General features: G+C 73.6%; 10 protein-coding genes and 1 pseudogene. 8 read left to right on the top strand and 3 right to left on the bottom strand.

From position 1 onward, the window contains the following. Positions 1-65: 65 nt before the first annotated feature. From HLK59_RS10055 to HLK59_RS10045, 3 genes are all read left to right on the top strand, one after another. Positions 66-1,235 carry a histidine kinase gene (locus tag HLK59_RS10055; protein ID WP_171140973.1) on the top strand — a complete coding sequence of 390 codons (1,170 nt, stop codon included), beginning with the start codon at positions 66-68 and terminating at the stop codon, positions 1,233-1,235. Between the two features lie 14 nt (positions 1,236-1,249). Then, positions 1,250-1,912 (top strand): response regulator transcription factor, encoded by a 663-nt coding sequence (locus HLK59_RS10050; protein ID WP_171140972.1) that lies wholly within the window; start codon positions 1,250-1,252, stop codon positions 1,910-1,912. Between the two features lie 98 nt (positions 1,913-2,010). Next, positions 2,011-3,168, top strand: a complete 1,158-nt coding sequence (locus tag HLK59_RS10045) for an ROK family protein (RefSeq protein WP_171140971.1) — start codon at positions 2,011-2,013, stop codon at positions 3,166-3,168. A 106-nt stretch (positions 3,169-3,274) separates the two neighbouring features. Here the strand turns inward: HLK59_RS10045 and HLK59_RS10040 are convergent, their stop codons facing one another. Both HLK59_RS10040 and HLK59_RS10035 read right to left on the bottom strand, forming a co-directional pair. Then, positions 3,275-4,036: a GntR family transcriptional regulator gene (locus HLK59_RS10040; protein WP_171140970.1), complete on the bottom strand. Its 762-nt coding sequence runs from the start codon at positions 4,034-4,036 to the stop codon at positions 3,275-3,277. 166 nt (positions 4,037-4,202) lie between these two features. After that, positions 4,203-5,084, bottom strand: coding sequence for an RNA polymerase sigma-70 factor (locus tag HLK59_RS10035; RefSeq protein ID WP_171140969.1), 882 nt, complete (start codon positions 5,082-5,084; stop codon positions 4,203-4,205). 143 nt (positions 5,085-5,227) lie between these two features. On the opposite strand from HLK59_RS10035, the gene HLK59_RS10030 reads away from it, so the two are divergent. Next, positions 5,228-6,058 (top strand): alpha/beta hydrolase, encoded by an 831-nt coding sequence (locus HLK59_RS10030; RefSeq protein WP_171140968.1) that lies wholly within the window; start codon positions 5,228-5,230, stop codon positions 6,056-6,058. Between the two features lie 33 nt (positions 6,059-6,091). On the opposite strand, the pseudogene HLK59_RS10025 reads toward HLK59_RS10030, so the two are convergent. Further along, positions 6,092-6,928, bottom strand: a pseudogene (locus HLK59_RS10025) (DMT family transporter); the annotation flags it as partial. A 47-nt stretch (positions 6,929-6,975) separates the two neighbouring features. Here HLK59_RS10025 and HLK59_RS10020 point away from each other — a divergent pair. The 4 genes from HLK59_RS10020 to HLK59_RS10005 all read left to right on the top strand — a co-directional run bounded on the left by HLK59_RS10020 (position 6,976) and on the right by HLK59_RS10005 (position 14,551). Continuing rightward, complete coding sequence (locus HLK59_RS10020) at positions 6,976-8,595, top strand: PLP-dependent aminotransferase family protein (protein WP_240982308.1); 1,620 nt, start codon at positions 6,976-6,978, stop codon at positions 8,593-8,595. A gap of 173 nt (positions 8,596-8,768) precedes the next feature. Continuing rightward, complete coding sequence (locus HLK59_RS10015) at positions 8,769-10,343, top strand: alkaline phosphatase D family protein (protein ID WP_171140967.1); 1,575 nt, start codon at positions 8,769-8,771, stop codon at positions 10,341-10,343. 156 nt (positions 10,344-10,499) lie between these two features. Beyond that, a complete protein-coding gene (locus HLK59_RS10010) occupies positions 10,500-11,912 on the top strand; it encodes an SWIM zinc finger family protein (RefSeq protein WP_171140966.1) in 1,413 nt (470 codons plus the stop codon). Next, the gene (locus HLK59_RS10005; RefSeq protein ID WP_171140965.1) at positions 11,909-14,551 is read left to right on the top strand and encodes a DUF6493 family protein; all 2,643 of its coding nucleotides are present in this window, start codon (positions 11,909-11,911) and stop codon (positions 14,549-14,551) included. Before HLK59_RS10010 ends, HLK59_RS10005 begins: the two co-directional genes overlap by 4 nt.

The following is a 14,551-nucleotide window of genomic DNA, read 5'->3' as shown; positions in this document are numbered from 1 at the left end:
GAGTGGAGATCGCCTCCCCCGTGCGGGGGAGGTCCGCTGTCAGTGGCGGCTGGCACGATGACGGAATGGTCGGTTTGCTGCGCCCGTTCGGCCGGGCGGTGACGTACACACGGTTGCTGCATCTGTTCATCGCGATCGTGTGGCCGAGCATGTGGCTGTTCGTCCAGGAGGCGTGGTGGACCTGGGTGGCCGCGGCGGCGGTGCTCGCTCCCGTCGGGCTGGTGCCCGCGATGCGCACCGTGGAGGGTCTGCAGGCCCGGCTGTTGCTGACCGGTCACCGGCACGACAGCGCGGGCACCGACATCGTCGTCACACCGTCCGTGTCCTGGGCCGACCGGGGGCGGGTCGTGGTGTGGCTGGAGGCGCGGCTGCTGATCGGCTGCGTGACCTCGGTGCTCTGCGTGCAACTGCTCCTCGCGTGCGTCGACCTGGTGGCGTCGGCGTTCGGCCGTGACGTCGGTGAGGGCCTGCTGGTGTTCCTCGACGGCCACGCCTGGTGGCACGTCCTGCTCGTGCCCCCGGCGCTGGCCGCCCTGGCGGTGACCGTGGTCGGCTCGGGCCGGCTGATCACCGCACTCGCCCGCCGTCTCCTGGGCCCCTCTCCCGCCGATCGTCTCGCCGCCCTGGAGGAACGCACCGAGCAGCTCCTGGAACGCGCTCGTATCGCCCGCGAACTCCACGACTCCATCGGCCACGCCCTGACCGTGGCCGTCGTCCAGGCGGGCGCCGCCCGCGCGGCCGGTGATCCCGCCTTCACCGACCGCGCCCTGGGTGCCATCGAGGAGACCGGCCGGGCGGCCCTCGAGGACCTGGAACGGGTCCTCGGGATCCTGCGCGAGTCCGAGCGGCCGGTCGGCAGCCGGCCGACACTGACGGACTGCGACCGTCTCCTGGAGTCCGCCCGCGTCTCCGGCGCCAAGGTCGACGCCGAGCTGACCGGACCCGTCGACACCCTGCCCGGACCGGTCTCCCGCGAGGGGTACCGCATCCTCCAGGAGTCACTGACCAATGTGCTGCGGCACGCGGGAGCCGTCCCCGTGCGCGTGCGGATCGCGGTCGAGGCGGACAGCCTCGCGCTGGAGGTCCGCAATCCGCTGGCGGCCGACATAGCCGGCCCGGGCGGCGGCAGCGGTCTGCGCGGCATACGGGAGCGCGCGGCCCTGCTGGGCGGCCGTGCGCGGACCGGCCCCGACCAGGGGGACTGGCAGGTGCGTGTGGAGCTGCCGCTGCGCTGATCTACGCTGGCCGGATGCCGGTCACCGTTCTCCTCGTCGACGACGAACCCCTCGTACGCGCGGGTCTGCGGGCCGTGTTGGAGGCGCAGCCCGACATCGAGGTCGTCGGGGAGGCGGCGGACGGCGCCGCGGTGATCCCGCTGGTACGGCGACTGCGGCCCGACGTGGTCGCCATGGACGTACGGATGCCGCTGCTGGACGGGATCGAGGCCACGCGCGCGGTGCTGCGGACGGTCGACGAGCCGCCGAAGATCCTCGTGGTGACGACGTTCGAGAACGACGAGTACGTGTACGAGGCGCTGCGGGCCGGGGCCGACGGGTTCCTGCTGAAGCGGGCCCGGCCGGCCGAGATCGTGCACGCGGTGCGGCTGGTCGCCGAGGGCGAGTCGCTGCTGTTCCCGGCGTCGGTGCGGCAGCTCGCCGCCGAGTACGGCGAGGGTGGCGGGAATCGTGCGGCGCGGGCGGCGATGGAGCGGGCCCAGCTGACCGAGCGGGAGGCCGAGGTGCTGCGGCTGATGGCCCGCGGGCTGTCCAACGCGGAGATCGCCGAGCGGCTGACCGTCGGGACGGAGACGGTGAAGTCCCATGTCAGCGCCGTCCTGGCGAAGCTCGGGGCGCGGGACCGCACGCAGGCCGTGATCGCGGCGTACGAGTCGGGGTTCGTGGCGCCCGGCTGATACGGACAGCAAGCGATCTCTGCGGTCCCCGCACTCGCCGGGCCCCGTCCTGACGAGTACGATCCGGCCAACACGCGCACGAGCTGGGAGGACGGACGTTGGGGCGGCTGACCGGCGGGGATCCCTCGCTGCTGCGAAGGATCAATTCCGCGGTGGTGCTGCACGCGCTGCGCGCCACGGACTGCGCGACGCTGACCGAGATCACGCGGGTGACCGGTCTGTCCCGGCCGACCGTCGAGGGTGTGGTCGAAGGGCTCATCGAGGCGGGGTACGTCGTCGAGAAGGCGGCCGACGAGAGTGTCGTACGGCGCCAGGGGCGGCCCGCGCGGCGGTTCCGGTTCCGGGCCGAGGCCGGGCATCTGCTGGGTCTCGACATCGGGCCCCACCGGGTCGCCGCGCTCCTGTCGGACCTGGACGGCCGGGTGCTCGGCGCCGTCGCCAAGGACGTCTCCGAGACGGCGTCGGCCGACGAGCGCCTGGAGCGGCTGCGCACCGCGGTGGCTGAGCTGCTGCGGCGGGCCGGTGTCGCTCGGGAGTCGCTGCGGGCGGTGGGGGTCGCCTCGCCCGGGATCGTCGAGGCGGACGGCACCGTGCGGCTGTGCGCCGCGCTGCCCCAGTGGACGGGGCTGCGCCTCGGTGAGCGGCTGAGCCGTTCCTTCAAGTGCCCGGTCCTGGTGGAGAACGACGCCAACGCCGCGGCGGTCGCCGAGCACTGGAAGGGTGCCGCCACCGAGTCCGACGACGTCGTGTTCGTGCTGGCGGGGCTGAGTCCGGGCGCGGGGGCGCTGATCGGCGGACGGCTGCACCGGGGGTACGGCGGGGCGGCGGGCGAGATCGGCGCGCTGCATCTGCTCGGGCGGGAGGTGACTCCGGAGAAGCTGCTGTCCACCACGGACGAGCCGCTGCACCCGCTCGACGAGCAGGCCGTCGCCGAGGTCTTCGCGCAGGCACGCGAGGGCGACCAGCGGGCCCGGGCGGCCGTCGACCGTTTCCTCCAGCGGCTCGTCCACGACGTGGCCGCCCTCTCCCTCGCCCTCGACCCCGAACTGGTCGTCATCGGCGGCTGGGCGACCGGCCTCGACGACGTACTGGAGCCGCTGCGGCAGGAGTTGGCGCGTTACTGTCTGCGGCCACCGAAGGTGACGCTGTCGCTCCTGGGCGAGGCCGCCGTGGCGACGGGGGCCCTGCGGCTGGCGCTCGACCATGTGGAGGAGCAACTCTTCGCGGTGGAGGGCACGGTGACGGCGCGACGCTGAGCGCGTGGTGCCGTTCCTGCTCTTGTCGCTGATTCCTGCTCTTGTCGCTGAAACGCCTCGCGCCCCGGAGTCGCTCCGGGGCGCGAGGCGTTGGGCGCTACGGCGGTCAGGACGCCCGGCGTTCGGAGTCCTCGTGGATCTCCACGCCGCCGGAGTCCCCGAAGGTCAGCCGGCAGGTGTCGGCGCGGTAGGTGGCGACGGACAGCGCGGCGGTGCGGCCCTCCGAGAAGAAGCGGGTCGTCACCACGAGGACGGGCGCCCCGGGCAGCCGGTCCAGCTGCTTGGCGTCGTCGGCGCGGGCCGAGCCCAGTTCTACAGCACTGTCCTGGCCCTCAAGTCCCAGGCGCTGCAACTCGCGCAGCACGGCACGCGCGCGTGCCGCACCGGACGGGGCGTCTATGGCCGAGAGGTCCGGCACCGAGAGCTGCGGGATGTAGAGCAGCTCCGCGGCGACGGGCTGGCCGTGCGTCATACGGGAGCGGCGGACGATGTGCACGGCCTCGTCGTGGCCGGTTTCCAGTGCCCCGGCGACGGCTGCCGGCGGGACCTCCAGCGTGCTGTCGACGGACTGCCAGGCGTCCGTGGCCGTGCCCGGCCAGACGTGCTGCTCCGTGCCGACGGCGACACCCACGCGGGGCGGGGCGACGGTCGTGCCGACACCGCGCCGGCGCTGGAGCCGGCCTTCCAGTTCGAGCTGCTCCAGAGCCTGGCGGAGCGTGGCGCGGGCGACGCCGAACCGGGCGGCGAGATCGCGCTCGTTGGGCAGGATCTCACCTACCGAGAACTCGGAGTCCAGCGCCTCTGTGAGCACCGTTTTGAGGTGCCAGTATTTCGGTTCCGGCACCGTTTCCAGCTGCGTGGTCCCCACCCTGTCCTCCGCAATCGCCGTGGTCCGGCGGCGTTTTAGCGCCCTTGTTTATTAAAGGTTGTTTCACTTCTCTGCGACCATAGGACGGCCCCCACCCTTGGTCAAGACCAATCCCTGATGACGAAAAAGCCCCCGTCGTGGGACGGGGGCATCGAGTGGGGGTTCGCTACGCGGCGAGCGACTGGAGTTTGTCGGGGTTGCGTACGACGTAGACCGACTGGATCCGGCCGTCGACGACGTCCAGTTGGAAGACCGAGTCGGGCTTGTCACCCGACAGGAGGAGGAGCGCGGGGCCGCCGTTGAGCTCCAGGAAGCGGAAGGACAGGTCCGGGACGCCCTTCTTCGCGGCGCCGACGAGGAAGCGGCCCACCTTGTCCGCCGTCTCGATGACGCGCAGCGGCGCCCTGGACTTGCCGCCGCTGTCGCCGACGAGGCGGACGTCCGGGGCCAGCATCGACATGAGCCCCTGGAGGTCGCCCTCCGCGGCGGCGGCGAGGAAGCGTTCGGTGAGGTCCCGGCGCTGGACGGGGTCGACGTCGTAGCGGGGCCGTCGTTCCTCGACGTGCTTGCGGGCCCGCCCGCAGAGCTGGCGCACCGCCGCTTCGCCCCGGTCGAGCATGGTGGCGATCTCCGCGTACGGGTACCCGAAGGCCTCCCTCAGCACGAACACGGCCCGTTCCAGCGGCGACAGGGACTCCATGACGACGAGGACGGCGAGGGAGACCGAGTCGGCGAGGACGGCGCGCTCGGCGGTGTCCGGGACGGTGTCCCCGAAGTCGGTGACGTACGGTTCCGGCAGCCATGGGCCGACGTACGCCTCGTTGCGCGCCTTGACCTGGCGCAGCCGGTCGATGGCGAGGCGGGTCGTGACACGCACCAGATAGCCGCGCGGTTCGCGCACCTCGCTGCGGTCGGCCCCGGACCAGCGCAGCCAGGCCTCCTGGACCACGTCCTCCGCGTCGGCCACCCGCCCCAGCATGCGGTAGGCGACGCCCGCCAGGACGGGGCGGTGCTCTTCGAATACGTCGGTCACGGTGTCGGTGCTCACGACACCATCCCAGCCGACGTCTCGCATGCTGTCCAGGCGAGTCGGGCACGTGCCACACGAAGGGGGCTACCCGCCGGTAGCAATTGCTGACAAGCTGTCTACGCGCCGTCCGGCTGCGAGTCCCAGACGAGGAGCACACGTACATGGCCGCCACCGTCTCGTTCAAGGTCCCTTCCCCGCACGGCCCGCGGACCGTGACCGTCGACTACGCGCGCGTGGGCAGCGGCGAACCGCTGCTCCTGCTGCACGGCATCGGTCACCACCGGCAGGCCTGGGACCCGGTCGTGGACATCCTGGCGACCGAGCGCGAGGTCATCGCCGTGGATCTGCCCGGCTTCGGGGACTCCCCGGCGCTGCCCGACGGACTGACCTACGACCTCGCCACCACGACCGCCGTGTTCGGCGCCCTCTGCGAGGCGTTGGAACTCGACCGGCCGCATGTCGCGGGCAACTCGCTCGGCGGTCTGCTCGCCCTGGAACTCGGCCGGGAGAAGCTCGTACGGTCCGTCACCGCCCTCTCCCCGGCGGGGTTCTGGTCGGAGGCGGAGCGGCGTTACGCCTTCGCCGTGCTGCTCACGATGCGCGGCATAGCCCTGCGGATGCCCCGGCCGATGGTCGAGCGGCTGTCCCGCTCGGCGGCCGGCCGCACCGCGCTCACCAGCACCATCTACGCCCACCCGGCCCGCCGTTCACCCGAGGCCGTCGTCGCCGAGACGCTCGCGCTGGTGAACGCGACCGGCTTCACCGAGACCCTCCGCGCGGGCGGCTCCGTGCGGTTCGTCGACGACGTCCCCGGGGTCCCGGTCACCGTGGCCTGGGGCAGCAAGGACCGTCTGCTCCTGCGCCGGCAGGGGGTCCGCGCCAAGCAGATCATCCCCAAGGCCCGTCTCGTGCGGCTGCCCGGCTGCGGCCACTGCCCGATGAACGACGACCCGGCGCTCGTCGCGCGCGTGATCCTCGACGGCAGCCGCTGACCTGCGCGACGCGCGGGATCCGAGGGCGACTCCGGCACCGACGACGGCGCTCCCGACCGCCTGGGCGGCGCCGTAGGAGCCCGTGCCGACGAGCGGGGCGGTGCAGGCGGCGGCGACCGGGATGAGCCCGGAGAACAGCGTGGCGCGCTCCGCGCCGATCCGCTGCATGCCCATGTACCAGCACACGAACCCGACGACCGTGACGACCGCCGCCTGCCACAGCAGCGCGGCGGCCTCGGTCCGCTCGGGCACGCGCAGCCACGCCGTGCCGTCCACCAGCAGTCCGGCCGCGAGGGACTCCAACGCGGCGATCGCACACACCGTCGCCGACAGCAGCCGTGGCCCCAGGGGCCGCAGCACGGGCACGGCGAGGACCGCGAAACCGACCTCGCCGGCCAGCGCGCACCCGGAGAACGCCAGGCCCGCGCCGTCCGTCCGCCCCCAGCCCTGGACCGTGAAGGCTCCCAGCGCCACGAGCAACGCCCCGTACAGGACGGTGCGTCGGGGGCGGCGCCCGTCGAGGAGGGGCACGACAACGGCCACCACGACCGGCGCGCAGCCGACGAGGACGCCGGGGACGGCGGGCTCGGCCGTACGTTCCGCCGCGATGACGGCCATGTTGAAGCCGACCATCCCGACGGCCGCGAGGAGCGCGAGACGGGCCCAGTGCCGGGGCGCGAGCGTCCGCAGCCGGGCCGCCGCGCCGCGTCCCACCAGTGGCACCAGTAGCAGACAGGCGAGGCCGTAGCGCAGGAACTGGCCGCCCGCGTACGGGTAGTCGCCGAGGACGCTGTTGGCGGTGAAGGACGCGCCGACGAGGACGCAGGCGAGCGCGGCGAGGAGCGCTCCGCGGGTGGTGGTGGCGTTCATGGGAACGACGCTAGGCAGCGGGGTGGCCCGCATTAAGGTCCAGTTCCATGACGTCATCGCAGACCAATCGGAAGCGGGGCAGGGAGTCGGGCGCGGGAACAGGCTCCGTGTCGGAGGACCGGGCCGGCGCCGTGTCGGGCGGGCGGACGGCGTCCGCGGCGCAGGACCGGACCAGCCCGGCGGCGGGTGGTCAGAAGGCGTCCGCGCCCCAAGACCGGAGCGACTCCGCGCCGGGCGGCGGGGGCGGCCTCGTCCCGGGTGGTCGGGACGGGTCCGCCGCGTGGGAGTTGCTTCTTCCGCTCGGCTCCGCGCCCGCACGCACGCGTGGGCGTTCGTTGCAGGCGGCGCTGCGGGAGGCGGTCCGGTCGGGGAGGCTCCCGTCGGGTACCCGGTTGCCGTCGAGCCGGGACCTGGCCGGTGACCTCGGTGTGTCGCGCGGTCTCGTGACGGAGGCGTACGAGCAGCTGACGGCCGAGGGGTATCTGCGCAGCGGGCGGGGCGCGGGGACCTGGGTGGGCGGTGCCGTGCGTTCCGCCCAGCCACGCGCGCGTGATCTCGCGCCGCGTCCTCCCGGCGACCGCGCGGACTTCGTGCCGGGGACGCCCGATCTGTCCCTGTTCCCGCGTGCCGCCTGGGCGGCGGCACAGCGCGGGGTGCTGGCGGAGCTGCCGCACCACGAGCTCGGCTATCCCGATCCGCGCGGGCTGCCCCGGCTGCGCACCGCGCTGGCCGAACTCCTCGCCCGCCGCCGTGGTGTGGTGGCCGACCCGGAGCGGATCGTGGTGGTGTCCGGGGTGGCCCAGGCGTCGACCCTGCTCGGCTTCGCCCTGCACGCGCGCGGGCTGCGCGAGGTGGGTGTCGAGGATCCCGGCAGCCCCCAGCACGACGACCTCTATGCCGCGGCGGGCGTCACCGCGGTGCCCGTGCCGCTGGACGAGGACGGGCTCGCCGTCGACCCCCTGCGGGCCTCGGGCGTACGGGCCGTCGTGACCACGCCCGCCCACCAGTACCCGACCGGGATCGCGTACTCCGCGCGCCGCCGTGCCGAACTGCTCGACTGGGCGCGGTCCGTGGACGGTTTCGTCCTGGAGGACGACTACGACGGCGACTTCCGCTACGACCGTGCCCCGGTCGGCGCGCTCCAGGGTCTCGATCCCGACCGTGTGGCCTACGCGGGTTCCGTCAGCAAGTCCCTCGCCCCGGGACTGCGGCTGGGCTGGCTGCTCGTACCGGAGTCGCTCGCCGACGAGGTGATCGAGCGCAAACGGACCATGGACCTGGGCCATCCCACCCTCGACCAGGCGCTGTTCGCCCGGTTCGTGGAGCGCGGGGACTACGACCGTCAACTGCGCCGCTGCCAGCGCGCCTACCGCGAGCGGCGCGACGCACTCGTGGCTGCGCTGGAGGAGTGCTTCCCCGGCGCGAGAGTGTCGGGGATCGCCGCGGGGCTGCACGTCATCGCCACCCTGCCGGAGCGGTACGGGCCAGAGGAGCGCTTCCTGGAACGCGTGGCCGCCGCCGGGGTGGCGGTCCGTCCGCTGTCGGACTGCGCGCACGCGCGTGCCGAAGCCTCGGCGGAGATCCGGCTCGTGGTGGGATATGCGCATCTCTCCCCCGCGCGGATCCGTGCGGGCGTACGGCTGATGGCCGAGGCGGGCTCCGGGTGAGGGGTGTCGTACCTCGCCACCCATAGGTGCCGTACTCCGCCGCCCACAGGTATCGCACACCGGTTCCCGTACGCCTGCGGTCAGTTGTTCACCTGTGGTTTGCGTGTGCGCTGCGGCGCACGAGTAGTTGTGGCATCGCACACTGGCCGGATCCCGTCCTTGGAGGCGCATCCATGTCGCATCGTCCGCTCCCCGACCGCCGCACCGTCCTGCGCGGCTCCCTGGTCGCGTCGGCGGCCCTGGCCCTGCCCGCCACGGCCGGTTCGGCACCGGCGTTCGCCCTGTCCGGGCGCCCCGAGGCGGGCTGGGGTGTGCAGACGGGCGACGTGACCTCGGACTCGGGGCTGGTGTGGGTGCGGTCCGACCGGCCGGCACGCATGATCGTCGAGACGTCCGCGACCGAGTCGTTCCGCAATCCGCGCCGATGGCACGGCCCGCTGCTCGGCGCGGACACCGACTTCACCGGCACGACCCGGCTGCACGGTCTCCCGCCCGGCGAGCAGATCCACTACCGGGTGCGGCTGGCCGATCCCGACGACCCGCGCCGTACCGGCGAACCGGTCGCCGGTACGTTCCGCACGGCCTCGGCCAGGAGGCGTGACGGCGTGCGGTTCGTCTGGTCGGGCGATCTGGCCGGTCAGGGCTGGGGCATCAACCCGGACCTCGGCGGATACCGGATCTACGACGCCATGGGCGCGCTGGATCCCGACTTCTTCATCTGCAGCGGCGACAACATCTACGCCGACGGTCCGCTCTCGGCGTCGGTCACCCTGCCCGACGGCAGCACCTGGCGGAACGTCACCACCGAGGAGAAGGCCAAGGTCGCCGAGACGCTGGCCGAGTTCCGCGGCAACTTCCGCTACAACCTGCTCGACGACAACCTGCGGCGGTTCAACGCCCAGGTCCCCTCGATCGTCCAGTGGGACGACCACGAGGTGAGCAACAACTGGTTCCCCGGCGAGATCTTCGCCGACTCCCGCTACACCGAGAAGAACCTCGACGTGCTGGCCGCGCGTGCCCGGCAGGCGTTCTCCGAGTACTTCCCGATCTCGACGCTGCGCCGCCCCGACGGCCGGGTGTACCGGGTGGTCAACCACGGTCCGCTGCTCGACGTGTTCGTGCTGGACATGCGCACGTACCGCAACGCCAACTCGCCGGACGACCAGGCCACCGACCCGCAGGGCATCCTCGGCGCCGAGCAGCTGGCCTGGCTCAAGCGTGAACTGGCCCGCTCGCGGGCGGTGTGGAAGGTCATCGCCTCGGACATGCCGCTCGGTCTGGTGGTGCCGGACGCCACGGACGGCAGGCCCAACATCGAGGCCGTCGCGCAGGGCGACCCGGGTGCCCCGCTCGGGCGTGAGCTCCAGATCGCGGAGCTGCTGCGGTTCGTCAAGCACCGGCGGATCACCGGCACGGTGTGGCTGACCGCCGACGTCCACTACACCTCGGCCCAGCACTACCAGCCCTCCCGGGCCGCCTTCACCGACTTCGAACCGTTCTGGGAGTTCGTGTCGGGGCCGCTCAACGCCGGCGCCTTCCCTGCCAACACGCTGGACGGCACCTTCGGCCCGGAGCGGGTGTTCCTCAAGGCGCCGACGACCGCGAACGTCTCCCCCGCCGGCGGCTACCAGTTCTTCGGCGAGGTCGACATCGACGGCGGCAGCGGCGAGCTGACGGTCCGGCTGCGGGAGTCGGACGGCACCGTGCTGTTCACCCAGGTGCTCCAGCCGGGCCGCGTGGGCCAGTAACTCCCGTACGCTCTTGGGCGGGCCGCGTCCCGGCGTCATCCCCCGGTGCGCGGCCTGTGTATCCCCTCCCGGCCCATGGCCCTGCGAACTCCCCCTCGGCCACGGCGTTTTCGCAGGTCAGAGCCGATTGTCAGTGGTCGCCTCTACGGTTTTTCCATGACGCGATCTCTACAGGCCGTGGCCTATCGCCGACCCTCCGTGCTGGAGTCCGCAGCGGGCGCTCAGCGACTGGGGCTCGAGACCTCACGGGGTGCGACGCCCGCGGGCGCCGAGGACCATCCGCGGTTCTTCGCGGGCTTCCTGACGTCTCCTCAGGCGGCCTCCGCCGGACTGCTCGCGGTGGCCGACGTCGCGGCCGCTCGCTACTTCCAGCCGCAGTCGCGCGCCTCGCTGGACCCGGTGGTGACGGGCAACGGCGACCGGTTGCGGTTCGAGTCCTTCTCCGGCTGCGGCGGGGTCTACGCCCGCCTCGACGTGCTCGCGCCCGGCCTGGACGGCGGCGAGGTGGGGCACGGCACGACGAACGTCGACGTCAACAACCCGCTGCGCGAGGCGCTCTCACGGATCGGCGCGGACGACCCGCTCCATCTGCGGGTCGGCCCCGAGGAGCTGGCCGTGACCACGCTCGACGGCCCGGTCGTGGAGAAGAAGGTTCCGCTCCCTGACCGTTGGCTGCGCGGTTTCGCGGAGGCCCAGGTGATCGCGGCGGGCTTCGATCTGCGGGCCGAGCTGCCCGCCGCCGAGGCCGTGCGGTTCCTGCGGGCGCTGCCTCGCGGCGGGGCGCGCGGGGGCCCGCGCTGGGTGGTGCCGGCGGGCGGCACCCTGCGGCCGACCACCCGGGCGGTGCCGGGTGCGGTGTGTCTGCCGGGGCCGGAGCGGCTGGTCGCGCTCCAGCGGGTGCTGCGGCACGCGACGGCCCTTCGGGTGTACGGCCCGGCGGTCACCCCGGGAGCCGGCCCGGCCGCCACGGCCGCCATGGCCGGCGCCTGGGAGGCCGTCCTGCCGGGCATGCGGCTGACCCTGACGCTGTCGCCCGACGCCTCACGCGGGTTCTCCGGGGAGGGCGGTGTCCTCGACGCGCTCGCGACCGACGAGGCCGCTCAGGACGCGGAGCTGATCTCGGTGCTGCTGGCGTGGGAGCCCCGCGTCGATGTCGCCGACCTCGCCGCCGCGGCGGGCCTCACCGCCGACCGGGTCCGGGCGGCCCTGGTCCGCCTGGGCACCTCGGGCCGCGTCGGGTACGACACGGCGGAGGCGGCCTACTTCCACCGGGAGCTGCCGTACGACGCCGGGCGCGTGGAGCGCCACAACCCGCGGCTGCGGTCGGCCCGGGCGCTGGTGGCGGCGGGCGCGGTCGCCCTGGACGGCGCGGGCGGCACGGTGACGGCCGAGGACGGACATGCGCACCGGGTGCGGGACGCGGCGGGGGTGCTCAGCTGCAGTTGTCTGTGGTGGGCGAGATACCGGGGTGGGCGCGGGCCGTGCAAGCACGCGCTGGCGGTGCGGATGGTGCGGCGGGGCGCCGCCGTGGAGCAGGAGTCGGTGCGGGTCGACGGGGGTGTGCGATGAGTGCGCTGGTGGATGCGGTGCGGGGTGGGCGGACGGCCGAGGTGGTGGGTCTGCTGGACGGCATGACGGACGGGGAACGGCGGGCGGTCTTCCCCGAGTTGAGGGAACTCCGCAAGGAGCTCCGGGCGGATCGCTGGGGTCCGGCCACGCGGCGTGCGTACCCCGCCCTCCAGGTGGCGGGGGCGGCCTGTCAGACGGGTGCGGCGGCCGTGGCGAGCTGGCTCGGGGCCTCCGACACGCGCTGGTGGCAGGCGCAGCCCGCGGTGCTGATCGATGTGCTGGGCGACCGTGAACCCGCGTGGCTGGCGGACGTCGCGCATCGGCTGGCGCGGCGTCCGGTCGGTGCCGGCGTGGCGTACGAGCTGGTGTCCGGCCTGGTGCGTCTCTCCGGCTGTCCGGTGCCGACGACGGACGCCTACGTCCGGGGCTGGTTGCTCCATGTCGGCGTCACCTGGCCTCACGACGGGACCGTGCGCGACCGTCTGCGCCGGGAGCCGCATCTGGTGCAACTGGTGGCCGCCGTCTTCGAGACGGACGAGGCCGGCGCCCAGTTGGGGTGGTTGTCCGGTGACGGGCCCAACAGCTGGACGGCGGCTCTGTCCCAGCTCACGGCCGAGGGGACCCTCGACCGGCGGACGATGGTCGACGCCTGTGTCGCCCGGCTTCTTCGGGGCGGCCGGCCCGCCGACCACCGGGTGTTTCTCCGCCTTCTCAAGACTCTGGAGCTCACCCGCGACGAAGAGCTCGAACGGACGGCGGACTGGCTGGCGCTGGCCGCGGACGCCGCGTCGACGGTGGCCTCGCACGCGCAGTCGGTGCTGGGTGCCCTGGCCCTGGACGGCGCGCTGCCCGTGCGCCGGCTCGCCGAGATGTCGGACGCGGTGCTGTTCCGCAGGGAGAAGAAGCTCGTACGGGCCCAGCTCGTCCTGGTGGGCAAGGTTCTCGCACGGGACGCCGGCGCGGCCGACGAGCTGCTGCCGGCCGCCGCGCAGGCCTTCGGGCACGAGGACTCGGATGTGCAGGAGCGGGCCCTGAGGCTGATCGAGCGGCACATCTTGAAGGCCGGCGCCGAGGTGCGGGACGGACTCGGTGTCGCGGCGGAGCAGTTGATCCCGGCGTTGCGCGCCCGGGCGGTCGCCCTGCTGGGTGCGTCGCCGGCCGTATCGGAGACCGCGGTCCACGCGGAGGTGCTGCCACCGGCCCCGGAGCCGGTGCGGCTCGCCCCCGTGCCCGCGTCGGCCGCCGAACTCGCCGAGGAGGTCGGGGCGTTGCTGGCGGCCGACGGGGATGTGGCGGCGTTCGAGCGCACCTTGGACGGCCTCGTGCGCCATGCCCACCAGGACCGGGAGTCCCTGGTCGAGGCTCTCGGCCCGGTGGTGGCACGCCTGTGGTGGGTCGGCGGCGAACCCGCGCACGTCGGGCAGTACGCCTTCGGAGGTCGCCTGTCCCCGCTCGAAGTCCTGCTGGCGACGCTGCTCGGCAAGGTCCGTCCGGACTCTCTCCACCGCGCGGTCCAGCACGGGGCGTCGGCACACGCCTGCGTGCACAGCCCGCTGACCCGGGCTTTCACCGCCCGGATCGCGCAGGTGGCGTACCGGACCGCCACTGATCCGCTGCCCTTCCTGCTGTCCACGCCCACCTGGAGCACGGGGTTGCTGGAGCCCGACGAGTTGGTGGCCCGCCTCGACGCGTACCGGCGCCTGGGTGCGCGGGTGTCGGCGGCGGACTTCGACCAGGCGCTGCTGCGAGTGCGCCGCACGGACGAGTCCGCGTCCGCGGCGGCGGCCGAGAAGGCGGCGGGGCTCGGCACCACGGAAGGTGAGCGCCTCGCCCGGTGGCTCTCCTCGGGGCCGCCGACGCTCCCCACGTACCGGAGACGGACCGCGGGAGCGCGTCTACTGGTCGAGCTCGGTGAACTGCTTGAACTCCAGGAGGACTTCGGCCCCGAGTTCCGTCATCTGGGCCGGCCGGTGAGTGTGTACGAGGACCGCTGGCACTGCTACCACTGGGACGACGTCCCCCGTCGGCACTGGCTCGCCCTCCTCCCCGAGCGCCGCGAGCTCGTCGCGGCCCGCGTCCTGCGCGACCTCTCGAACGTCGCCGTCGACGACAGCCGGGGAGCCGCGGCCGTACTTCCGCTGCTCGCCGAGTCCGGGGGCGAGGCGGGCGACGCCGTACACCTGTGCCTGGCGTACGGGCTCGGGGCCCGGCACGAGGAGGATCGGCTCGCCGCCGTGGACGCGCTGCTGGTGCTCGCGGCGCGGGGGCGGCTCGACGTGGCTCTGCTGGGCGCGGATCTCGGGCAGCTGGTGCGACGCGGGGCGGTGAAGCCGTTGCGGTTGGCGGAGTCGGTGCGTGCGGCGGCGGCGACCGGGGCGAACGCCACCATCTGGGGGCTGCTGCGGGACACGCTGCCCGTGCTGCTCGCCGACCTCGCGACCGGCGGGCCGGACGGACAGGCCGGGAAGGCCCGTGGTCTCGGTGAGCTGCTCGCCGTGGCCGCGGAGTGTGCCGAGCGGTCCGGGGCGCGGGGCGAGCTGCCGCATCTGGCACGGGCGGCGGACCGGCGCGGCTCCTCCCGACTGGTCACGCAGGCCCGGCGGTTGCGCGGCGCGCTGGCTCTGGAGGTGGCGGCATGA

Source organism: Streptomyces sp. S3(2020), assembly GCF_013044505.1.
In the GTDB taxonomy this organism is placed as follows: Bacteria; Actinomycetota; Actinomycetes; order Streptomycetales; family Streptomycetaceae; genus Streptomyces.
The sequence above is the reverse complement of the archived record's forward strand: the minus strand, read 5'-3'. Positions and strand labels throughout refer to the sequence as shown.